Origin of the sequence: Mycobacterium simulans, from assembly GCF_900232995.1 — a bacterium.
GTDB lineage: Bacteria > Actinomycetota > Actinomycetes > Mycobacteriales > Mycobacteriaceae > Mycobacterium > Mycobacterium simulans.
Genome location: NZ_OCVX01000007.1, coordinates 506246 through 528472 on the forward strand (window position 1 = coordinate 506246; position 22227 = coordinate 528472).

A 22227-nucleotide genomic window follows, 5' to 3' on the forward strand; every position below is an offset into this window, starting at 1 on the left:
CATCCTGTCCGGGACGAGTGCGGGTGGCATCAACGCGGTCCGGCGGCAGCGGCACCGGTGGTAGCGGCGGGAGCGGTGGAAGCGGCGGCAGTGCGACGCTAATCGGTGACGGCGGCGACGGTGGGGCCGCGGGTGGTGGCGGCTCACTTGGGGGACCCGGCGGAACGGGTGGACGTTTCTTCGGGAAGCCAGGGGCCGACGGGCCAACGTAGGTCGCGGCCTGTTGCGCTAGTCGACGGCCGCGAAGCGTGGCTGTCGGTGCGCAGTTCTACCCTGGTCGGTATGGCGTTTGCCACCGAACACCCAGTTGTCGCGCATTCCGAATACCGCCCAGCCGCAGAGGACGTGGAAGGGTTGGTGCGCACCGGGGCCCGCTTCGAAGTGGTCAGCCCACACGCCCCGGCCGGTGACCAGCCCACCGCCATCGACGAGTTGGAGCGCCGCATCCGTGCGCGGGAGCGCGACGTGGTGCTGCTCGGCGCCACCGGCACCGGCAAGTCGGCCACCACCGCGTGGCTCATCGAACGGGTACAGCGGCCCACCCTGGTGATGGAGCCGAACAAGACACTGGCCGCGCAGATGGCCAATGAACTGCGAGAGATGTTGCCGCACAACGCAGTCGAGTACTTCGTGTCGTACTACGACTATTACCAGCCGGAGGCGTACATCGCGCAGACCGACACCTACATCGAAAAGGACAGCTCCATCAACGACGACGTGGAACGGCTGCGCCACTCCGCAACGTCGTCGCTGTTGTCCCGCCGCGACGTGGTGGTGGTCGCCTCGGTGTCCTGCATCTACGGCCTGGGCACCCCACAGTCCTACCTCGACCGTTCCGTCGAGCTGCGGGTCGGCACCGAGGTGCCGCGCGACGGGTTGCTGCGGCTGCTGGTCGACGTGCAGTACACCCGGAACGACTTGTCCTTCACTCGCGGCTCGTTCCGGGTGCGTGGCGACACGGTGGAGATCATTCCGTCCTACGAAGAGCTGGCGGTTCGGATCGAGTTCTTCGGCGACGAGGTCGAGGCGCTGTACTACCTGCACCCGCTGACCGGCGACGTGATTCGGCAGGTCGACTCGCTGCGGATCTTCCCGGCCACTCACTATGTGGCCGGTCCGGAGCGGATGGCGCAGGCGATCTCCACCATCGAGGAGGAGCTCGCCGAGCGGCTCGCCGAATTCGAAAGGCAGGGCAAGCTTTTGGAGGCGCAGCGGCTTCGGATGCGCACCAACTACGACATTGAAATGATGCGGCAGGTCGGCTTCTGCTCCGGTATCGAGAACTACTCCCGCCACATAGACGGGAGGTCGGCTGGGTCCCCTCCCGCCACCCTGCTCGACTATTTCCCGGAAGACTTCCTGCTCGTCATCGACGAGTCACATGTCACGGTGCCGCAGATCGGCGGCATGTACGAGGGTGACATTTCACGCAAACGCAACCTGGTCGAGTACGGATTCCGGTTGCCTTCGGCGTGCGACAACCGCCCATTGACCTGGGAGGAGTTCGCCGACCGGATCGGGCAAACGGTGTACCTGTCGGCCACCCCGGGCCCCTACGAGCTCAGCCAGTCCGGCGGCGAGTTCGTCGAGCAGGTGATCCGGCCGACCGGGCTGGTGGATCCGAAGGTGGTGGTCAAGCCGACCAAGGGGCAGATCGACGACCTAATCGGCGAGATCCGCAAACGCGCCGAGGCCGACGAGCGGGTGCTGGTGACGACGCTGACCAAGAAGATGGCCGAGGATCTCACCGACTACCTGTTGGAGATGGGTATTCGGGTGCGCTACTTGCACTCGGAGGTCGACACGTTGCGGCGGGTGGAGTTGCTGCGCCAACTTCGCCTCGGTGACTACGACGTGCTGGTCGGGATCAACCTGCTCCGCGAGGGATTGGACCTGCCCGAGGTATCGCTGGTGGCGATCCTCGACGCCGATAAGGAAGGGTTCCTGCGGTCGTCGCGCAGCCTGATCCAGACCATCGGCCGCGCCGCCCGAAATGTGTCCGGCGAAGTGCACATGTACGCCGACAAAATCACCGACTCGATGACCGAGGCCATTGACGAGACCGAACGGCGGCGGGCCAAGCAGATCGCTTACAACGAGGCCAATGGGATTGATCCGCAGCCGCTGCGCAAGAAGATCGCCGACATCCTCGACCAGGTTTATCGCGAGGCGGTTGATACTGAAGCCACCGAGTCCGTTCCGGTCGGGGGCTCCGGGCGCAATGCGTCCCGTGGCCGGCGTGCCCAGGGCGAACCCGGCCGGGTGGTCAGCGCCGGCGTGCTTGAGGGCCGCGACACCTCCAACATGCCGCGCGCCGAGCTGGCTGACCTAATCAAAGACCTCACCGCACAGATGATGGCCGCCGCGCGTGATCTGCAATTCGAGCTGGCCGCTCGGTTCCGAGACGAGATCGCCGATCTCAAGAAGGAACTGCGCGGGATGGATGCCGCCGGCCTGAAGTGACCGAAACCGCGAGCGAAACCGGCAGCTGGCGTGAGCTGCTGCGCGGGTATCTGGGCGCCGCCACCGTGCTGGCCGGCGGCGTTGCGCTGTATGCCACCAACGAATTCCTGACCATCAGCCTGCTCCCGAGCACCATCGCCGAAATCGGCGGCGCCAGGCTGTATGCCTGGGTGACGACCCTGTATTTGGTCGGGTCAGTGGTCGCGGCGACCACCGTAAATCCGATGCTGCTGCGCGTCGGGGCGCGCTCGTCGTACCTGATGGGGCTGGCCGTGTTCGGTGTTGCCAGCGTGGTGTGCGCGGTGGCGCCGAGCATGGAGGTTCTGGTCGCGGGACGCACTTTGCAGGGCGTGGCGGGTGGTCTATTGGCCGGGCTGGGCTATGCGCTCATCAATTCCGCGCTGCCGAAGTCGCTGTGGACCCGCGGCTCAGCGCTGGTCTCGGCGATGTGGGGGGTTGCGACGCTGGTCGGGCCCGCGACCGGTGGCCTGTTCGCCCAGTTCGGGCTGTGGCGGTGGGCGTTTGGTGCGATGGCGATGCTGACCGCGCTGATGGCCACGGTGGTCCCGGCCGCGCTCGATCCGAGGCGCGTCGATCGCAACGGCGAGCAACCATTGCATAAGGTGCCGGTGTGGTCGCTGCTGTTGATCGGCGCAGCCGCGCTAGCCGTCAGCGTTGCAGAGCTCCCGCGCTACCTGGTGCAGACCGCCGGGCTGCTAGCCGCCGGCGCGCTGCTGGTCGGTGTGTTTATGGTCGTCGATTGGCGGATGCACGCAGCGGTGTTGCCGCCCAGTGTCTTTGGCCCCGGGCCGTTGAAATGGATCTACCTCACCATGTCGCTGCAGATGATCGCTGCCATGGTCGATACCTACGTGCCACTGTTTGGACAGCGGTTGGGCCATCTGACGCCGGTGGCCGCCGGATTTCTGGCCGCGGCGCTGGCGGTGGGGTGGACGCTCAGCGAGATTGTCAGCGCGTCGCTGAAAAGCCCGCGAGTCGTCGGAAATGTGGTCGCGGCAGCACCATTGGTGACGGCGTCGGGTCTGGCGCTAGCCGCAATAACGCAACGGGCCGACGCGTCGCTCGGGATTGTCGCGCAGTGGGCGCTGGCGTTGCTGATCACTGGAACCGGAATCGGGATTGCCTGGCCGCATCTCACGGTGCGAGCAATGGATTGTGTCGACGACCCGGCTGAGAGCAGCGCGGCGGCCGCGGCGATCAACACTGTGCAGTTAATGTCGGGCGCGTTCGGTGCCGGGTTGGCCGGGGTGGTGGTGAACACGGCCAAGGGCGGCGCGGTGGTGGAGGCTCGCTGGCTGTTTTCGGTGTTCACCGTGCTGGCCGCGGGTGCAGTGATCGCTTCATACAACGCGACCCATCGTGATCGCCGTTCAGCGCGTTGACTTGACCACCTGCGAATAGTGAAACTGCCAACGCTCGACGATGCGGAAGCCGAGGTAGCTGGGGAACGAGTAGACGGGCGTACGCCCGAAAGCCGTTCCTGGAGGCAATGATTGGCCAACTTGATGATCAGGCAGCGACTTGTCTCGGTTAGAGATGGTCCACAGTGTGGCGCATTTGTTGATCTTGGCCGTCGTCAGCCACACCGCGACGTGGCCATCCCAGAGCGCCCCAACCTTCGGGCCGTAGAAACCGCGCTCGACGTCGATCAGCGATCGGAAGGCCGCCGGTCGGGTGGCGAGCAGCGCACGGATCGGCCCGGGCCTCCACGGCACGGTGTTGTCCACCAACAAGCAATCCCCGGCCGCGGCATGGGCGCTGATGACATCGGCGACCTGGCTGTAGTCCCAGCCCTCTTTCGCATACGGCCCGCGTTGGGTGAAGTAGTAATTCGGAAACGCGGCGACGGCAAAGAGCACGAGGACTCCGGCAATGGCCCACGGCATGCGGGCGATTGTGACGATGCAGATTGCCAGGACGACCGCCGCCGCAGGCGCGGTGAGGATCAAGTAGCGCGGGTAGTAGATGGGCTCCACCCTCGCCGAGTAGATCAGGACGACGACGGTGGGGACGAGGATCCATGCTGCGGATGCCAGCAGGAGTTGACCACCATCGCCGGCGGGTCCGGCCCCGCGGAGCAGCGTCACCGCGACGGCGGCGACGACGGTAACGCCCGCGAGGATGGCGAATGGAACGCTGTGGTCGAAGTACTGCCGATGCACCACGTCGAGAAAGAGGTTGCGAGTCAGTCCCGAAATCCAGCCGACCTGCCACACCTGCTTATGGGCGAACACAACGAACGGTGTGATGGCCGCGAGTCCGGCCACTGACGTGGCCGCCCACCAGATGACCGGAGATTTCCACGCTTTCCCGGCGACCAGCAGCGGCAGCATCGCAGCGTAGACCAGCACTAACAAGCCTAAGTTGACGCTGACCAGGATCGACAGCGTCAGCGTCAGCATGTAGATCAGCCACAGCCACGGCCTGTTGCGCCGCACTGCGGCCACGAGAAGGACCGTCAGCCACACAGCGGCTGCCACCGACAGTGCCGACGAGCGGGCTTCGATCCCCGCCCAAGTCACCCGCGGGAGGATGGCGAAGATCGCACCCGCGCACACCGCGATAGCGCGATTCTGCGGGGCGAGCTGCTTGGCGAAAACCACCACACCTGCGGCAGCGGCGCCAATCGCCAGACTGCTGGGAACCCGCGACCAGAATTCCGTCGGCGGGAATATCGCGAACCAGCCGTGCATGAGCAGGTAGTACAGCCCGTGCACGGCGTCGATGTGGCCCAACAGCTTCCACAGCTCCGGCAATGTTCGACTGGCTGACGCCGATATCGTCGCACCCTCGTCGAACCACAGCGATGGTCTGCTCGCCCACGCGGCGCTGATGGCTGTGGCCAGCACAGCAATCGCCACTGGGTCGAGCCGCCTGCCTCGCGGACGCGCCGGCGCGTGCTCGTCAGCGAAGCGCGCTGTGCGATCGGCAATCGTCGGCACGGACATGATGCTTGTCACTGTAGGGTTCCCGGGATGAGCCTGGTCACCAGTTGTCCCGCGGGCGAACAGCCGGTTGCCGGCCAGTCTGTCCGCACGGCGCGTCCGGGGCTGCCGCATCCGACGAAAGACGGTGCACAGCAAGGCTTTCCGTGATCAGCATGAGCGTTTGGCGGTGGTGTCATCGGCAATATTGTCCGTTGGCGCACGGTGACCGAGCAAATGCGGGTTGCGCCACGCCGTTGCGGTGTGGTTAATCTGACCCATCTGCATCCGGCAACGCGATACTGTCTTGGGTTGGCTGAGCAACCGACACTGGGAGGGTTAATGGGCGCCTATCAGACCGTGGTGGTAGGGACGGACGGCTCGGATTCGTCGATGCGCGCGGTGGACAGGGCGGCACAAATTGCCGGGACAGACGCCAAGCTGATCATCGCGTCGGCGTACCTGCCCCAGCACGAGGACGCCAGGGCCGCCGACATCCTCAAAGAGGAAAGCTACAAGGTCAAGGGCACCGCCCCGATTTACGAAATCCTCCACGACGCCAAGGAGCGGGCGCACAACGCCGGGGCCAGGAATGTCGAAGAGCGGCCCATCGTGGGCGCTCCGGTCGACGCGCTGGTGCACTTGGCCGAAGAGGAGAAAGCCGATCTGCTGGTTGTCGGCAACGTCGGTTTGAGCACGATCGCGGGCCGGCTTTTGGGATCGGTGCCGGCTAATGTCTCGCGGCGGGCGAAGGTCGACGTGCTGATCGTGCACACCACGTAACGAGGGCACACGCGCGGGTCGGCTCGCTCACGGTCCCGTTGGTGCTTACCAGCCCCGGTTGCGCCATTCCTCGAGGTGCGGACGTTCCGTCCCCAATACCGTGTCGTCGCCGTGGCCCGGATAAACCACGGTCGAGTCTTCGTACACGTCAAATACTCGGGTGGTGACGTCCTCGAGCAATTGGGTGAAGTCTCCCGGTTGCCAAGTCTTGCCCACGCCTCCCGGGAACAGGCAGTCGCCGGTGAACAACTGTGTTACCTCGCCGGTGGCGGGTCCACCGAGTGCCAGCGCGACCGATCCGGGGGTATGTCCGCGCAAGTGGAGAACGTTGAACGTCAGCTCGCCGATTTGCACGGTGTCGCCGTGGGCAAGCAAACGGTCGGGCTTGACCGGCAGCGGCTCCGCGTCGATTTTATGGGCGGCCGTCGGCGCACCGGTGGCCTCGGCGACCGCTTCCAGTGCCTGCCAGTGATCGAAGTGCTGGTGGCTGGTCACGATCAGTGACAGCTTCGGGGCGTACCGTCGGATCAGGTCGACGAGGATGTCGGCGTCGTTGGCGGCGTCGATCAGCAGTGTTTCGCCGGTCGCGGAACATGTCACCAGGTAGGCGTTGTTGTCCATGGGGCCCACCGATGCCTTCAGGATGGTGGCGCCTGGCAGGGTGCGACGAGCGGCGGTGCCCGGTTCGACGTGTCCGGTGTAGTTGTCCTCGACGGTAATCATGTGCGCCACTCCTCCATCCCGGCTGCGAGCGCGGGTCATATCGGTCAGATTACTGGTCCCCGAATACTTGTCGGTATGGCCACATAGCATGGGGGACGAGCTTCGTCTGTGAAGGACTTCCTCTGTTTGAAGGGAAGGCATTGGCTGATCGCCTGATTGTCAAGGGTGCGCGCGAGCACAACCTGCGCGGTGTCGACCTCGATTTGCCCCGCGACTCGCTGATCGTATTCACCGGGTTGTCCGGATCGGGCAAGTCCTCGCTGGCCTTCGACACCATCTTCGCCGAGGGGCAGCGCCGCTACGTGGAATCTCTGTCGGCCTACGCCCGTCAGTTCCTGGGGCAGATGGACAAGCCGGACGTCGACTTCATCGAGGGGTTATCCCCGGCGGTATCGATCGATCAGAAATCCACGAACCGCAATCCCCGGTCTACGGTCGGGACGATCACCGAGGTGTACGACTACCTGCGGCTGCTGTATGCGCGCGCGGGCACACCGCACTGTCCGATCTGCGGTGAGCGAATCGCGCGCCAGACGCCGCAGCAAATCGTCGATCAGGTGTTGGCTATGCCCGAGGGAACCCGATTCCTGGTGCTGGCCCCGGTGGTCCGTACCCGCAAGGGCGAGTTCGCCGACCTGTTCGACAAGCTCAACGCCCAGGGCTATGGCCGCGTACGGGTCGACGGTGTGGTGCACTCGCTGACCGACCCACCCAAGCTGAAGAAGCAGGAAAAGCACGATATCGAGGTCGTGGTAGATCGCCTCACCGTCAAGGCCACCGCCAAGCAGCGGCTCACCGATTCGGTGGAAACCGCGCTGAATCTCGCTGACGGCATCGTGGTGCTGGAGTTCCCCGATGACCGTGACGAGCATGACCATCCGCGCGAGCAGCGCTTCTCCGAGAAACTGGCCTGTCCCAATGGGCACCCGCTGGCCGTGGACGACCTGGAACCGCGTTCGTTCTCGTTCAACTCGCCGTACGGCGCCTGCCCCGAATGCGTTGGCTTGGGAATTCGCAAGGAGGTCGACCCGGACCTGGTGGTCCCCGACCCGGACCGCACCTTGGCCGAGGGCGCGGTGGCGCCATGGTCGAACGGCCACACCGCGGAGTACTTCACCCGGATGATGGCAGGGCTTGGTGACGCGCTCGGCTTCGACGTCGACACGCCGTGGCGCAAGCTACCGGCAAAGGCCCGCAAGGCGATTCTGGAAGGCGCCGACGAGCAGGTGCACGTGCGTTACCGCAACCGGTACGGGCGCACCCGGTCCTACTACGCCGATTTCGAAGGCGTGCTGGCATTCCTGCAACGCAAGATGGCTCAGACCGAGTCCGAGCAGATGAAGGAACGCTACGAGGGCTTTATGCGGGACGTGCCTTGCCCGGTGTGTGAAGGAACCCGGCTCAAGCCCGAGATTCTCGCGGTGACGCTAGCGGGAGAGTCTGGGGGTGAGCGGGCGTCGAAGTCCATCGCCGAGGTCTGCGAACTGTCGATCTCGGACTGCGCAGATTTTCTCAATGCTCTCACCCTCGGTGCGCGTGAGCAGGCGATCGCAGGTCAGGTGCTCAAGGAAATACAGTCGCGGCTGGGCTTTTTGCTCGATGTCGGGCTGGAGTACTTGTCGCTGTCCCGCGCGGCGGCCACGCTGTCCGGCGGTGAGGCGCAACGCATCCGGCTGGCCACCCAGATCGGCTCCGGCCTGGTGGGCGTGCTCTACGTGCTCGACGAGCCATCCATCGGGCTGCACCAGCGCGACAACCGTCGGCTCATTGAAACCCTTACCCGCTTGAGGGATTTGGGCAACACGCTGATCGTCGTCGAGCACGATGAGGACACCATCGAGCACGCCGACTGGATTGTCGACATCGGCCCGGGCGCGGGCGAGCACGGCGGCCGCATCGTCCACAGCGGCCCGTACGCCGAACTGCTGCGCAATAAGGATTCGATCACCGGGGCCTACCTTTCCGGCCGAGAGAGCATAGAAATCCCCGCCATCCGGCGTCCCGTTAGCCCCCGACGGCAACTCACCGTCGTCGGGGCCCGCGAGCACAATCTGCGCGGGATCGACGTGTCCTTTCCGCTCGGTGTGCTGACCTCAGTGACTGGTGTATCGGGCTCGGGCAAGTCGACGTTGGTCAACGACATCCTGGCCGCGGTGCTGGCCAACCGGCTCAACGGCGCCCGGCAGGTTCCGGGCCGGCACACCCGGGTCACCGGGCTGGATCACCTGGACAAGCTGGTGCGGGTCGACCAGTCACCGATCGGGCGAACGCCGCGATCCAACCCGGCGACCTACACCGGTGTCTTCGACAAGATCCGCACCCTGTTCGCGGCCACCACCGAGGCCAAGGTTCGGGGCTATCAACCCGGGCGATTCTCCTTTAACGTCAAGGGCGGTCGCTGCGAGGCGTGCACCGGCGACGGCACGATCAAGATCGAAATGAACTTCCTGCCCGATGTGTATGTGCCGTGTGAGGTGTGTCAGGGCGCTCGCTACAACCGCGAAACCCTTGAGGTGCATTACAAGGGCAAGACGATCTCCGAAGTGCTGGACATGTCGATCGAGGAAGCGGCCGAGTTCTTTGAGCCGATCACCGGTATTCACCGGTACCTGCGCACCCTAGTCGACGTCGGGCTGGGTTACGTACGGCTCGGTCAGCCCGCACCGACCCTGTCCGGCGGTGAGGCGCAGCGGGTCAAGCTTGCCTCCGAGTTGCAGAAGCGCTCGACCGGGCGCACCATCTACATCCTCGACGAGCCCACGACAGGGTTGCATTTCGACGACATCCGCAAGCTACTGAACGTCATCAGCGGCCTTGTCGACAAAGGCAATACGGTGATCGTCATCGAACACAACCTGGACGTGATCAAGACGTCGGACTGGATCATCGACATGGGTCCCGAAGGCGGCGCCGGAGGCGGAACGGTTGTGGCCGAAGGCGCTCCGGAGGATGTCGCCGCGGTGCCGGAAAGCTACACCGGGAAGTTTCTCGCCGAGGTGGTTGGCGGCGGGCGCGCGCCCGCGAGTCCACCGCGGCGACGCCGGAAAGTCAGCGCCTAGGCAGGCTTCGCGACACTCACGCCACGCACACGACACTCCGAAAAGTGTGTGCGTGGTTTGAGTTTCGCCGCCGGCCTTGGACAGCGGCGACGGGAAACGCGGGCTAGCCCCACCGGTCGGCAATGACTTGGGCCACCAGGCGCGCGTCGGGCAGAAACTGCCTGCGCGCCAGTCGATTACGTCGCTCGACGATATCGAATTTCCGCATGGCCGCTATTTGGGTACCTTGGCCGCCATCGCGTTGGCTATCAGTCTGGCTTGATTAATGGTGCCGGGTGCGCAGACGTTGACGTCGAGGACCATATTGGCTACCGCGCTGAGGACGTGCTGACAAACCACAGGGCTACCGGCCAAACTGCGTTGCAGGGCGATGTTGGGCGGATTGCCGCTGACTTCGCGGAATGTCCATTCGGACGTGTTGCCATTGTTGACCTGAGTCACCGATCTCCCGGCGCAGTTTCGCCACTGCTCCACCTGACCGGTCACAAAATTGTTTGCCTGGTTCTCGGAGGCAAAAATCACGGCGCCTTGGACCACCACGTAGCCCGGGTCGCTGTTCGGCTTCTTCAACAGCTGCGCGAGCATGGCCGTGTAGCCACTGCTCTTATAGGTCGGAGTTTGGTAACCGATAAGCGCGCCGAGGCATCGCTCGTCCGACAACGTATTTCCCGGCCCGGAGTCGGTCATCTCGGTGGTGTTGTGGTCGACGACCATACCCGTCGTGAGCATGATGGCATCGATCTGCTCGGGACTGAGTAGGAACGAATCCAGTTGCGCGGGAACCACTGCTGCGACGGAGGTGGATGTCGTGGCGGCACTGGTGCTGGCCGTGGTGGGCGCGGTGGCCGTGGTGTGACCGTTGGACTGGCGGCCACCGTCGTTGGCCAGCATCAACCAGATTCCGGTGCCGGCGAGCATACCTATGACGATCAGGACCGCGCCGATGATGAGCCACGGTCTGCGCTTGGGTGGCGCCATGGGTGGCCACGGCGGCGGTGCTGGCGGACGCGAAGGTATCGGGCCTGGGGGTGGTGGGGCAAAGTGTCGAGTGTGTTCGAGCATGGTCGCCGCGCGGTCTCGGTCGGGAGCGCTGAGCGCCTGTTGGGCGGCCCGCGCCAGCTCGCCCGCGGTTGGATAGCGGTCGGTGGGCGATTTGGCCATGCCCCGGGCGATGACCTCGTCGAAGGAGGTCGGGATCCCCTGACGTTGCAAGCTGGGACGTGGGATGGGCTGCATGAGATGCGCACCCATCAGGGTGCTCAGGTTCTGGGTTTGGTAAGGCGGTGTGCCGGTGAGGCACTCGTAAAGCACACAGGCCAGTGCGTAGATATCGGAACGGTAGGTGATGTCGTCGTCGCCGAAGCGTTCGGGTGCCATGTAGCTCCAGCTGCCCACAGCGGTCCCGGTTTTGGTGAGGTGTTGATCGCTGGCTGCGGCGGCGATGCCGAAGTCGACCAGGTAGGCGAAGTCGTTGCCGGTGATCAGGATGTTCTCGGGCTTGATGTCGCGGTGAATGACTCCGGTGCGGTGGGCGGCATCAAGGGCTTCGGCGACTTGGCTGACTATGGCTACCGCGCGAGGTGGGGGTAGCGCCCCATTGCGGTGCAGCAGTGCCCCGAGATCGGCGCCCTCGATGAGGCGCATGTCGATGAAGAGTTGCCCGTCCAGTTCTCCGAAGTCGTGGATGGGCACGATGTGGGGTTCTTGGAGGCGTCCGGCGGTATGGGCTTCGCGCTGCATCCGTCGGCGAAAGACGCTGTCAGTGGTGTACTGCTGGGATAGCAGCTTGAGCGCGACGGTGCGGTCTTTGACGGTGTCGTGTGCCTCGTAGACTTCGCCCATCCCGCCGCGGCCCAGCAGTCGTCTTAGCCGGTAAGGCCCGAACTGGGTGCCCACTCGCGAAGTCGGCACGGTGTCACTCATCGGTGTGCATCGACTCCCGGATCTGGGCCAAGCGCTCGGCCGCAGCACGTTGGCGCTTTTCGTACTGTTCCTCGACACTTTGGCCCCCGGGTGTCTCGGCGTCGAGCTCTTTGGCACCCTGCGCCGTCGCAAACCGGTTCTCGATCTTCTCGCGGACGGACTCAAAGGTCGGCACGCCGGCCGGGTCATAGCCGGGGTCGGACGGCGCCTCGTCGGGCGCGGTCGGTTCGTCGGGCATGCCGCAACGTTACTGCGGCCGCGCGACCGCCTATCGCTGCCGGTGATCCTGCCGGCGGTCGGGGCCGCCACGAGATGGCGAACCAGCCTGATATCCCGGTGTCGGGGCCGTGCCGGGTGATCGCTGTCGTCCCGTGTTCGGCAAAGAATTGCTGTGAGGTAGCTGGGGGCGTGGCGCCCGGGCTTAGTGCGGCTTGGCGAGGGGGAAAGGCAGCGTCTCGCGAATGCTGCGGCCGGTGACCAGCATGACTAACCGGTCAATACCCATCCCGAGCCCCCCGGTGGGCGGCATCGCGTACTCCATGGCTTGCAGGAAGTCTTCGTCGAGCTGCATCGCCTCCGGATCTCCACCGGCTGCCAGCAGGGACTGCTCGTGCAGACGCCGCCGTTGCTCGACCGGGTCGGTGAGTTCGCTGTAGGCCGTACCCAGCTCGACGCCCCACGCCACCAGGTCCCAACGTTCGGCGACTCCGCGCTTGCTGCGATGTGGTCGGGTCAGGGGCGACACCGACGTTGGGAAGTCGATGTAGAACGTCGGATTCTCGGTGCGGTCCTCAACCAGGTGCTCGTACAGCTCCAGCACGACCGCGCCGGCGTCCCAGTGCGCCCGGTATGGGATGTGGGCGGCCTCGGATAGCTTGCGCAGCGTCGTCAAGCCGGTGTCCGCGTCGATGTGCTCCCCGAGGACTTCGGACACCGCCTCATGCACCGACTTGACCGGCCAGACGCCGGAGATGTCTACCGGCTCGAGGCGATCACCGTGGCCCGGCCGCATCGCGGTGGGCGCACCATTTGCCGCTCGGGCAGCGTTTTGGATGAGCTCGCGGCACCCGTCGATCCACACCATGTAGTCGGCGTGCGCTTGATAGGCCTCCAGCAGGGTGAACTCCGGGTTATGGCTGAAGTCGACACCCTCATTGCGAAACGCGCGGCCGAGTTCGAATACGCGTTCCACGCCGCCGACGCACAGGCGCTTTAGATACAGCTCCGGTGCGATGCGCAAGAACAGGTCCATTGAGTAGGCGTTGATATGCGTGACGAACGGTCGTGCGGTGGCTCCGCCGTGCAGCTGCTGCAGGATCGGAGTTTCGACCTCGGTGAATCCCTTGGCGAATAGCGTCTCTCGGATCGATCGCAAGATGTCGCTGCGGGCGGTGATCAGCGCACGGGATTCGGCGTTGATCGCCAGGTCCACATAGCGGGTCCGTACCCGGGCCTCGGGATCGGTGAGCCCCTTCCACTTATTGGGCAGCGGCCGCAAGCACTTGCCGATCAAGCGCCAACGGCTCACGATCAACGACTGGGTTCCGTTCTTGCTCGAGCCCATCTGCCCGGTCATCTCCACCAGATCACCCAGATCGATCGCCGCGTTGAAATCCGCAGCGCGGCCCTGCTCTAGGCGCGAATTATCCAGCAGCACTTGGACTTCGCCGGACCAATCGCGCAGCTGGGCGAATAACACCCCGCCGAAATTGCGCACTCGCAATATGCGTCCGGACACCGAAACGTCGGTCTGATCGTCCGCATCGAGCGCCCGAGCAACCGTGTGGCTGGGCTGATTTCCTACCGGGTAGACATCAATACCACTGTCCTGCAACTTCTTTAGCTTCGTCAGTCGCACGCGAACCTGCTCGGGCAGGCGACGCTGAACCTCGGTGCCGTTGACGGTGTCCGGCTGTTGCAGCCCACTCACGTCCGGGGCCGTGCCGTCGTGATGCAACAGGCCGGTAGCCACCAGCGGCGGTGGCACTGCCGGATGATGGCCGGTGTGTACCCGGTCGCGCCGGCTGAACGGCAACACCAGGAAGCCCTCGGCGATCACCGAGGCGACGCCGACTTTGGGAATCAATCGAGCGTCGTCGTAGCAGGAGTAGCGCGGGACCCATTCGGGTTGGTACTTCATGTTCGAGCGGTACAGCGTTTCGAGCTGCCACCAGCGCGAGAAGAAGACCAACAGCCCGCGCCACAACCGTGCAACCGGTCCCGCACCTAGCCGCGCGCCCTGTTCGAAGGCGGACCGGAACACCGCGAAGTTCAGCGAGATACGGGTGATACCAAGGCTTTCAGCGTGTAAGGCGAGCTCGCTGACCATCAGTTCGATGGTGCCGTTTGGAGACTGCGGAGAACGGCGCATCAGATCCAGGGAGACACCGGTGGTTCCCCAAGGCACCAAAGACAACAGTGCCAGTACCTCTTTGTCGGGGGTTATCGCCTCCACCAGCAGGCAGTTGGAGTCAGCCGGGTCACCGAGTCTGCCTAGCGCCATGGAGAAGCCACGCTCGGATTCGGTGTCGCGCCACGCGTCCGCGCGCTCAATGGTCTTGGCCATCTCGTCGTCGGAGACGTCGCGGTGACGCCGGATGCGCACCGTCAGCCCCGACCGGCGCGCCCGAGTCACCGCCTGGCGGACGCCACGCATCTCCGGCCCGGTCAATTTGAATTCGGCCGGCCGCAGAATGGCCTCGTCGCCCAACACCAGCGCATTCAGGCCCGCTTCGCGATACACCTGTGCGCCTTGCGAACTGGCGCCCATGACACCGGGGGACCAGCCGTAGGACTGACACAGCCGTAGCCAAGCGGCGACGGCCTGCGGCCATGCGTGCGGGTCGCCTACCGGGTCGCCGCTGGCCAGGCAAACGCCGATCTCGACCCGATACGTGATGGCGGCGCGACCACTGGGTGCGAAGACCACCGACTTATCACGACGGGTGGCGAAGTACGCGAGTGAGTCGTTCTGCCCGTACAACTGGACCAGCCCGCGTATGGCCGACTCGTCCTCTCCGGTCAGTGCATTGTCGGCGCGCTGGGATTGGAACAACACAATCGCCGCCGCAATCAACGCGAAGGCGCCGAACAATCCAAAGATCGCGTTGAGAAAGACATGCGGTTTGCCGCTAAACAGATCGGGGTCGGCCAGGCCGAAGCCGATCACCCGGTTCGCGACATAAGGCAACCGGTCTTGCGGCGCAAGCGATCCCGGGAACAGTTCCACCAGACCCCAGGACACCAGGATTCCGATCGCTCCGCCGGCAAGCAGCACTCCGGCCGCCTTGAATAGCGCGCCCCTGCGGACTTTGGCCCAAAACTGCCGATAGCTCAGCACCAGAAGAACGATTGCGACGACGTGGAAAGCGAATCCGAGATTCTCGCCGAAGTTCTCGGCGGCGGTATTGTCGCCCGCGGCGATATCGGCGACATTCAATACCGCGGCAAGGACCATGTTTCCCAGCAACAGCAACCAGGCAATACGTTTGCGCGCGGCTAGGGCACCGGCCAGCAGTGCCAGCACGAAAGACCACGCAAAGCTGGTGTCGGGAAAGTTGAACAGGTAGCTATTGATGAATTCGCGTGGAGCATGGATGAGCCATCGGACCAACGGCGACACACTCGCCAGTAGCGACAGGGTCGCGATGACTCCGACAGTCCAGCCCGCCGCCGCGGGGACCCAGTGATACCGGGAAACCGGCCTGCTCTCCCCAGAGAGAGGCTTGATGAGTGTCACAGACCGCGAGGATATTCCCTAAAACTACGAAATTGTTGGCGATGTGATCGCCAGGTTGCACAAGCTTGGTGCGCTTAGGTTGCTACTTCTGCCCGGTTCGTTGTCCGGATGCCGCGTCATGCCTGTTAAACTGGCTGCTGCGACCATCCCGGCGAAGGCCAGGGACAGTTAAGTGGAGTCCCACTCCCACCGCTTGCCGAGAAGGCTTCAAGGCTCTTCCAGGCAATGCGGTCCGGTCACAGGCATTTCGGAATGCCTGTTCTGCGTGTGACGCAGGCGGCTTGAGTAGATCCAAGCCGCGATCGGTCGGCATTGGGCCCTGCTTCTGCAGGGCTTTTTTGCTGATGGCAGGTGTGTTCCCCGCACTGATCCCGACCCGGCTCGGGCACAGGTCGCGATGGAACAGTCAAGCCTACGAGGAGGCCCCATCAGCACTGAGACCCGCGTCAACGAGCGCATTCGCGTACCTGAAGTCCGATTGATTGGCCCAGGGGGGGAGCAGGTAGGCATCGTGCGTATCGAAGACGCACTCCGCGTTGCCGCGGACGCCGATCTCGACCTTGTCGAAGTTGCTCCGAACGCCAGACCGCCGGTCTGCAAGATCATGGACTACGGCAAGTACAAATACGAGGCGGCGCAGAAGGCGCGCGAATCCCGCAGGAACCAGCAGCAGACCGTTGTCAAAGAGCAGAAGCTGCGACCAAAGATCGACGACCACGACTACGAGACCAAGAAGGGCCACGTAGTCCGCTTCTTGGAAGCGGGATCGAAGGTCAAGGTCACCATCATGTTTCGCGGACGTGAGCAGTCGCGGCCGGAGTTGGGCTATCGGCTTCTGCAGCGACTGGGCGCCGACGTTGCCGACTACGGCTTCGTCGAAACCTCCGCCAAGCAGGACGGGCGCAACATGACGATGGTGCTGGCACCCCACCGCGGCGCGAAGACTCGCGCCAGGGCGCGGCACCCGGGTGAGCCGACGGCGGGGCCTGCCGACGCGGCTGGCGACAACAAAACTTCACCGAACTGACCTGATAACCAGAACTGAGGAAACATGCCCAAGGCCAAGACCCACAGCGGGGCCTCGAAACGGTTCCGGCGCACCGGCACCGGGAAGATTGTCCGTCAGAAAGCCAACCGACGGCATCTGCTCGAGCACAAGCCGACCAAGCGCACCCGGCGGCTGGATGGCCGTACGACGGTGGCGGCCAATGACACCAAGCGGGTCAATTCGCTGCTGAACGGCTGATCGGCGCCCAGCAAGACTCGGCCGCCGGCCCTGACCATTTCGCCCGAACGAGAGTAGGAACAATCCATGGCACGCGTAAAGCGGGCAGTCAACGCCCACAAGAAGCGGCGCTCCGTCCTGAAGGCCTCCAAAGGTTATCGGGGTCAGCGATCCCGCCTTTACCGCAAGGCCAAAGAGCAGCAGCTGCATTCGCTGAACTACGCCTACCGCGACCGTCGCGCGCGTAAGGGCGAGTTCCGCAAGCTGTGGATCTCGCGGATCAACGCGGCTGCGCGCGCCAACGACATCACCTACAACCGACTGATCCAAGGTCTGAAGGCCGCCGGTGTCGAGGTGGACCGCAAGAATCTCGCCGATATCGCGATCACCGATCCCGCGGCGTTCACCGCGCTCGTTGATATCGCCCGGGCGGCCCTGCCCGAGGATGTCAATGCCCCGTCCGGAGAGGCCGCCTGACCCGGGGCTCTGGTGCTTACCGAACGCTCGGCCCGGGTGGCCGCGGCGGTCAAGCTGCATCGTCATGTCGGCCGTCGGCGCGCTGGTCGGTTTCTCGCCGAAGGACCCAACCTGGTGGAGGCCGCCGCAGAGCGCGGGCTGGTCCGGGATGTCTTCGTCACCGAGGCCGCCGCACGACGTCACGAGTCGTTGCTGGCCAGGCAGGAGTCGCCGGTCCATCTGGTGACCGAGCGTGCTGCCAAGGCGCTGTCCGACACGGTTACACCGACGGGTTTGGTCGCGGTTTGTGAGATGCCCGCCACCCGGTTAGCCGAGGTGGTGTCCGGCACGCCCCAGTTGGTCGCGGTCGCCGTAGACATCAACGAGCCAGGCAACGCCGGGACGCTCATCCGCATCGCGGACGCCATGGGTGCGGCGGCAGTGATTCTCGCCGGGCACAGCGTCGACCCGTACAACGGCAAATGTCTGCGCGCGTCCACCGGCAGCATCTTCGCCATCCCTGTCGTTGTCGCGCCGGATACCGCGGTCGTCGTCGAAGAGTTGCGAGCGGCCGGTCTACGGGTGCTGGCCACCACAGTGGACGGCGAGACGTCCCTCAACGATGTTGATCTTGCGGCGCCGACGGCCTGGCTCTTCGGGCCCGAGTCACATGGCTTGTCAGCCGAAACCGCGGGCGGGGCGGACCACCGGGTGCGCATCCCGATGTCGGGTGGGGCCGAGAGCCTCAACGTCGCCGCCGCCGCGGCTATCTGTCTGTATCAGAGTGCGCGGGCCCTCGAGGGACCTTAGGCGGCCTTCCTACGGCCCCGGGCTGGGCGCAGGCCGGCGATCGAGAGCGTGCCATGCACCAGCGATCCGGCGCGCTCCATTATCAGCCTGGCTGGGTTGGCACGAGGTGGAAAGTAGTGCATCGGCAGGCCCCGACGGTCCCGTGGCGGCGCGACGAATGACGGCGCCTCGACCAAGGGTGCGTCGCTGCGAATTCGTCCTTCCGCCCGGCGATAGGCGGCCAACGCGCGCGGATGCAAGCGGATTTCGTCGGGCACTGCCAAGAAAAGCAGCTCGACCAGCTTGCCGAACACTCGCAGCAACACCTCATCGCCCGGTGTCCAGTGCATTCCCGCCTTCTCCCGGATCGCGGGCTCGAATAGGCCGGCGGCGATCCAGCGTTGACCGGCCACCAACGGCTTGAACAATTGGTCCCAGATTGGGGTGGGGATCAGAACGAATTTCGGCTTGGGGATTCGCATCTGGAAAATGTCCAGCGTCGCCTGGTTGATCTCCAGCTCGTCGCGACCTATCCGCTCCCAGTACTCCTGAAAGTCTTCCCACGATTGGGGCACCGGTCGCATGCTCATCCCGTACATCCGGTACCACTGCACGTGCTCGTCGAACAGCTGGCGCTTCTCGGCATCGGTCAGGCCGCCGCAAAAGTACTCGGCCACCTTGATGACCAGCATGAAGAAGGTCGCATGCGCCCAGTAGAACGTCTCGGGATTGAGGGCGTGATACCGACGTCCCTCGGCGTCGACACCCTTGATCGTGCGGTGGTAGCCCTTGATCTGCTGACCGGTTTGAGCCGCGCGGTTACCGTCATAGACCACACCCATGATCGGGTACACCGACCGGGCCACCCTTTGCAATGGTTCTCTGAGCAGGATTGAGTGCTCGGTGACACCCGCGCCCAGCTCCGGATACATGTTCTGGACGGCGCCGATCCACACGCCCATCATCCCCGTGCGCAAGTCGCCGAAATATTTCCAGGTCAGCGAGTCGGGCCCGAGCGGCTCCGCGGATGTAGTCGACACGACAGTCATCACGGCCTCCATGCGCGTAATTTGCGCTCACGATAATCGTTGACAACGCGCGTTGTCTACGATTTCGGCAGATGCCCGCATGTGGTGTTATCCACCGTCCACATCAGTGTGGTGCGGCTGTGATCAGGCCGTTTGTCGCGAGTTCCGAGACCGGTGCTAACCCATGGGGCGGCTGGTCCGCCCACGGCCGACCGCACGCCGGATACCGCGATGCGGCGTCGGGTGGAGTGGCGGCAGCGTTTCGCCGGCCGCCGCTTACGTCGTTCCGTCCCGTGTCGCTAACTCTGAATAGAACGGCCGACCGAATTACGAGAATCGTTCGCGAATCCGGGTCGATCGCGCATGGCAATTGTCAACGCGATGCACAGTAGAAACAGTGGTTGGTACCCGCCAAGCGCTTTTCGTTGCTCCCGGTAACGCCGTGAACGGCTTTGGCCATGAAACGATTTCGCAGACGGTGACCGCAGCGGGGGAACGGGAGACGGGTCACTGTGTTCGGGGTTCCGAGTTCCGGACATTGACGCCGACTAGCGGAACGCCGACGACCACTAAGTTGGGCGGTCCCTATGCGAATTGCAACACACGCGGCGGGTACCTGATTGCCTGGCTTAGCCAACACCACCTACCCTTGCCAGGTGGAGGTCGGGCCTGATGATTTGGAGTCCGACGTGCCCGACGAGACGGCGACTGCGTTAGCGCCGTCCGATTCTCGTCGCCGTTCCCCGGTGCAGTGGCTGCGTTCCACGAACAACAGTCCGGCGGTGGTGGCGTTTGTCCGCCGCGCGCGACGGCTGTTGCCCGGCGGTCCGGAGTTCGGCGACCCGTTGTCCACCGCAGGCGAGGGCGGCCCCCGCGCCGCGGCACGGGCCGCCGACCGGCTGCTGGGGGATCGCGACGCGGCGTCTCGCGAAGTCAGCCTGGGTGTGCTGCAAGTCTGGCAAGCGTTAACCGAGTCCATTTCGCGGCGTCCGGCAAACCCGGAGGTGACGCTGGTATTCACCGATCTGGTCGGTTTCTCGACGTGGTCGCTACAGGCTGGTGATGATGCGGCCCTGATGCTGCTGCGGCAGGTAGCCCGGGCTGTGGAGCCGCCGCTGTTGGATGCCGGCGGGCACATCGTCAAGCGGATGGGCGACGGGATCATGGCGGTGTTCCGCAGGCCGGACGTTGCCGTGCGGGCCGTAGTTGCCGCCCAGGATGCTGTGAAATTGGTTGAGGTACATGGATATACGCCACGGATGCGGGTCGGCATCCACACCGGCCGGCCGCAGCGTCTGGGCGCCGACTGGCTCGGCGTCGACGTCAATATCGCCGCGCGGGTTATGGAAAGGGCCACCAAAGGTGGGATCATGATTTCCAGCCCAACCCTAGACCTGATCCCGCAAAGTGAGTTGGACGAGTTGGGTGTGGTCGCCAAGCGAGCACGCCGACCGATATTTTCCAGCAAACTCACCGGCATCCCACCGGATCTGGCGATCTATCGCCTGAGGACTGGTAGGGAGTTGACAGCTGCCGATAACCAAGATGAGACACAACTCGATGCATAGTGGAACGCGATGATTTACGGCCTGTTGTCCCGGCTGGCCCGGGTCCGATTCACCGTGGGTTACCTGGCAGCTCTTGCGTGGGTCAGCACCGCGATCCTGACGCTTAGTCCGCAGGCGCACGACCGCCTGATCCGGCACGCCAGCACCAACCTGCACAACCTGGGGCATGGACGGTTGGGAACCCTATTGAGTAGCGCGCTCGTCGTCGAAGCGGGTCCGCTCTACTTTTGGATGCCCTTCCTGGCGTGTCTGCTCGCGCTCGCCGAGCTGCATTTGCACACTGTCCGGTTGATCGTGGCGTTTGTCGTCGGCCATGTGGGGGCCACGCTGGTAGTGGCGGCAGCTCTGGCCGCGGCGGTGGAGTTTGGCTGGATGCCCTGGTCGATCACTCGCGCCACTGATGTCGGGATGAGTTATGGGGCGCTGGCGGCGCTGGGAGCGCTGTCCGCGGCGATCCCGCGGCGCTGGCGGCCGGCGTGGATTGGCTGGTGGGTCTCGGTGAGCGTGGTCGCGGCGGTAGTCGATGGCGAATTCACCAACGCAGGGCATGCCATCGCCATGATCTTGGGCGTGATTGTGGCCACCCGCTTTCGCCGGCCGGCCCACTGGACGCCGTTGCGGTGCCTGATGCTTGCCATGTCCTCGGGGTTCGGTTTCCTGGTGCTGGCTCATAGCTGGTCCGCGATGGCCATGGGGCTGGTGCTTGGCGTGCCGTGTGCCGTGCTGGCGCATCTGGTGGCCCGCGGGTTCGCCCGCCGCGACGCGATGGCCACCGCGCCGGTGTTATCGGACGCGTTGACTGTCCCGCAGCCCGCGCTGAGCGTCTGAGTTGCGTCCAAATTCAATTATTGACGTCATCGTCGAGACTATTGCCGCAGCCGGATGAATGGCCAAATTGAATCCAAAATTCCGTTAAAGCCCAGCGGCGGGTCATATCCGCAATTTTTACAATTGAAACTCCAATAATTTCGTGGGACTGTAGCCGGGTCAGATAGGTCCGCCGGAGGATGATGCATGTCTTTTCTGATCGCTGATCTGGAGATGGTGGCGGCCGCGGCGACGGATTTGGAGGGCATCGGCTCCGCGGTGAGCGCGGCCAACGCAGCGGGTCCGACGACGGGGATTGCGGCGGCCGCCGCCGATGAGGTGTCGGCGGCCATCGCCGCGTTGTTTGGCACCTACGCGCAGGAATACCGAGCTGTGAGCACCCAAGCGGCGGCGTTTCATGCCCAGTTTCTGCGGTCCTTGACCGCGGGCACGGGGCGGTATGCGAACGCAGAAGCGGTCAACGCGACGCTATTTCAGCGCATCGAGCAGGAGGCGCTCGGCATTGTCAACGCGCCCACCCGGGCGTTGCTGGGCCGCCCCTTGATCGGCGACGGGGCCAGCGCAACGATGCCGGGTGGGCGCGGCGAGGACGGCGGACTGCTTTACGGAAACGGTGGCAATGGCGCCGCCGGCGGGACCGGCCAGGCCGGCGGTGCCGGCGGTAACGCCGGGTGGTTCGGAAACGGCGGGGCCGGTGG

General features: G+C 64.6%; 17 protein-coding genes. 11 read left to right on the forward strand and 6 right to left on the reverse strand.

The window, feature by feature from the left end:
- Nucleotides 1-282: 282 nt before the first annotated feature.
- Together uvrB and MSIMFI_RS24520 are read left to right on the forward strand one after the other, a co-directional pair.
- The gene (gene uvrB / locus MSIMFI_RS24515) at nucleotides 283-2463 is read left to right on the forward strand and encodes an excinuclease ABC subunit UvrB (protein WP_191499529.1); all 2181 of its coding nucleotides are present in this window, start codon (nucleotides 283-285) and stop codon (nucleotides 2461-2463) included.
- Nucleotides 2460-3866, forward strand: a complete 1407-nt coding sequence (locus MSIMFI_RS24520) for an MFS transporter (RefSeq protein WP_191499530.1) — start codon at nucleotides 2460-2462, stop codon at nucleotides 3864-3866. The genes uvrB and MSIMFI_RS24520 overlap by 4 nt, the downstream gene beginning before the upstream one ends.
- Here MSIMFI_RS24520 and MSIMFI_RS24525 read toward each other — a convergent pair.
- The gene (locus MSIMFI_RS24525) at nucleotides 3855-5543 is read right to left on the reverse strand and encodes a mannosyltransferase (RefSeq protein ID WP_191499531.1); all 1689 of its coding nucleotides are present in this window, start codon (nucleotides 5541-5543) and stop codon (nucleotides 3855-3857) included. The genes MSIMFI_RS24520 and MSIMFI_RS24525 overlap by 12 nt on opposite strands.
- 207 nt (nucleotides 5544-5750) lie before the next feature.
- Between MSIMFI_RS24525 and MSIMFI_RS24530 the strand changes: the two genes are divergently transcribed.
- Complete coding sequence (locus MSIMFI_RS24530; protein WP_186243009.1) at nucleotides 5751-6191, forward strand: universal stress protein; 441 nt, start codon at nucleotides 5751-5753, stop codon at nucleotides 6189-6191.
- Between the two features lie 45 nt (nucleotides 6192-6236).
- Here MSIMFI_RS24530 and MSIMFI_RS24535 read toward each other — a convergent pair whose 3' ends face one another.
- Entirely contained in the window at nucleotides 6237-6914 is a 678-nt protein-coding gene (locus tag MSIMFI_RS24535) for an MBL fold metallo-hydrolase (protein WP_191499532.1), read from the reverse strand.
- A 140-nt stretch (nucleotides 6915-7054) separates the two neighbouring features.
- Between MSIMFI_RS24535 and uvrA the strand changes: the two genes are divergently transcribed.
- On the forward strand, nucleotides 7055-9973 hold the full coding sequence (gene uvrA / locus MSIMFI_RS24540) for an excinuclease ABC subunit UvrA (RefSeq protein WP_191499533.1): 2919 nt from the start codon (nucleotides 7055-7057) through the stop codon (nucleotides 9971-9973).
- Nucleotides 9974-10186: 213 nt separating this feature from the next.
- On the opposite strand, the gene MSIMFI_RS24545 is transcribed toward uvrA, so the two are convergent.
- From MSIMFI_RS24545 to lysX, 3 genes are all read right to left on the reverse strand, one after another.
- Nucleotides 10187-11896 (reverse strand): serine/threonine-protein kinase PknH/PknJ, encoded by a 1710-nt coding sequence (locus MSIMFI_RS24545; RefSeq protein ID WP_191499534.1) that lies wholly within the window; start codon nucleotides 11894-11896, stop codon nucleotides 10187-10189.
- Nucleotides 11889-12134, reverse strand: coding sequence for a hypothetical protein (locus MSIMFI_RS24550; protein WP_191499535.1), 246 nt, complete (start codon nucleotides 12132-12134; stop codon nucleotides 11889-11891). Before MSIMFI_RS24550 ends, MSIMFI_RS24545 begins: the two co-directional genes overlap by 8 nt.
- Before the next feature lie 183 nt (nucleotides 12135-12317).
- Nucleotides 12318-15635, reverse strand: coding sequence for a bifunctional lysylphosphatidylglycerol synthetase/lysine--tRNA ligase LysX (gene lysX / locus MSIMFI_RS24555; protein ID WP_191499536.1), 3318 nt, complete (start codon nucleotides 15633-15635; stop codon nucleotides 12318-12320).
- A gap of 427 nt (nucleotides 15636-16062) precedes the next feature.
- On the opposite strand from lysX, the gene infC reads away from it, so the two are divergent.
- The 4 genes from infC (at nucleotide 16063) to MSIMFI_RS24575 (ending at nucleotide 18126) form a co-directional block, all read left to right on the forward strand.
- Nucleotides 16063-16662: a translation initiation factor IF-3 gene (gene infC, locus MSIMFI_RS24560; RefSeq protein ID WP_186245741.1), complete on the forward strand. Its 600-nt coding sequence runs from the start codon at nucleotides 16063-16065 to the stop codon at nucleotides 16660-16662.
- Between the two features lie 24 nt (nucleotides 16663-16686).
- On the forward strand, nucleotides 16687-16881 hold the full coding sequence (rpmI, locus tag MSIMFI_RS24565) for a 50S ribosomal protein L35 (protein WP_186243015.1): 195 nt from the start codon (nucleotides 16687-16689) through the stop codon (nucleotides 16879-16881).
- Between the two features lie 66 nt (nucleotides 16882-16947).
- Nucleotides 16948-17337, forward strand: a complete 390-nt coding sequence (rplT, locus tag MSIMFI_RS24570) for a 50S ribosomal protein L20 (RefSeq protein WP_186243016.1) — start codon at nucleotides 16948-16950, stop codon at nucleotides 17335-17337.
- A gap of 12 nt (nucleotides 17338-17349) precedes the next feature.
- Nucleotides 17350-18126: a TrmH family RNA methyltransferase gene (locus tag MSIMFI_RS24575; RefSeq protein ID WP_191499537.1), complete on the forward strand. Its 777-nt coding sequence runs from the start codon at nucleotides 17350-17352 to the stop codon at nucleotides 18124-18126.
- Here the strand turns inward: MSIMFI_RS24575 and MSIMFI_RS24580 are convergent.
- Nucleotides 18123-19154, reverse strand: a complete 1032-nt coding sequence (locus MSIMFI_RS24580) for an oxygenase MpaB family protein (protein WP_191499538.1) — start codon at nucleotides 19152-19154, stop codon at nucleotides 18123-18125. The genes MSIMFI_RS24575 and MSIMFI_RS24580 overlap by 4 nt on opposite strands.
- 635 nt (nucleotides 19155-19789) lie before the next feature.
- Between MSIMFI_RS24580 and MSIMFI_RS24585 the strand changes: the two genes are divergently transcribed.
- The 3 genes from MSIMFI_RS24585 to MSIMFI_RS29400 all read left to right on the forward strand — a co-directional run.
- Nucleotides 19790-20701 (forward strand): adenylate/guanylate cyclase domain-containing protein, encoded by a 912-nt coding sequence (locus MSIMFI_RS24585; RefSeq protein WP_224770415.1) that lies wholly within the window; start codon nucleotides 19790-19792, stop codon nucleotides 20699-20701.
- A gap of 9 nt (nucleotides 20702-20710) precedes the next feature.
- Nucleotides 20711-21529, forward strand: coding sequence for a rhomboid-like protein (locus MSIMFI_RS24590; protein ID WP_191499540.1), 819 nt, complete (start codon nucleotides 20711-20713; stop codon nucleotides 21527-21529).
- 186 nt (nucleotides 21530-21715) lie between these two features.
- Nucleotides 21716-22227, forward strand: a 512-nt coding sequence (locus tag MSIMFI_RS29400; RefSeq protein WP_191499541.1) for a PE family protein, incomplete at its 3' end; no start/stop codon positions are given.

Coding starts and splice junctions, on each gene's coding strand:
- rplT (WP_186243016.1), top strand. CDS start 16,948: ATGGCACGCGTAAAGCGGGCAGTCAACGCCCACAAGAAGCGGCGCTCC.
- MSIMFI_RS24580 (WP_191499538.1), bottom strand. CDS start 19,154: ATGACTGTCGTGTCGACTACATCCGCGGAGCCGCTCGGGCCCGACTCG.
- MSIMFI_RS24535 (WP_191499532.1), bottom strand. CDS start 6,914: ATGATTACCGTCGAGGACAACTACACCGGACACGTCGAACCGGGCACC.
- MSIMFI_RS24590 (WP_191499540.1), top strand. CDS start 20,711: ATGATTTACGGCCTGTTGTCCCGGCTGGCCCGGGTCCGATTCACCGTG.
- MSIMFI_RS24525 (WP_191499531.1), bottom strand. CDS start 5,543: ATGCGGCAGCCCCGGACGCGCCGTGCGGACAGACTGGCCGGCAACCGG.
- MSIMFI_RS24530 (WP_186243009.1), top strand. CDS start 5,751: ATGGGCGCCTATCAGACCGTGGTGGTAGGGACGGACGGCTCGGATTCG.
- uvrB (WP_191499529.1), top strand. CDS start 283: ATGGCGTTTGCCACCGAACACCCAGTTGTCGCGCATTCCGAATACCGC.
- rpmI (WP_186243015.1), top strand. CDS start 16,687: ATGCCCAAGGCCAAGACCCACAGCGGGGCCTCGAAACGGTTCCGGCGC.
- MSIMFI_RS24545 (WP_191499534.1), bottom strand. CDS start 11,896: ATGAGTGACACCGTGCCGACTTCGCGAGTGGGCACCCAGTTCGGGCCT.
- MSIMFI_RS24550 (WP_191499535.1), bottom strand. CDS start 12,134: ATGCCCGACGAACCGACCGCGCCCGACGAGGCGCCGTCCGACCCCGGC.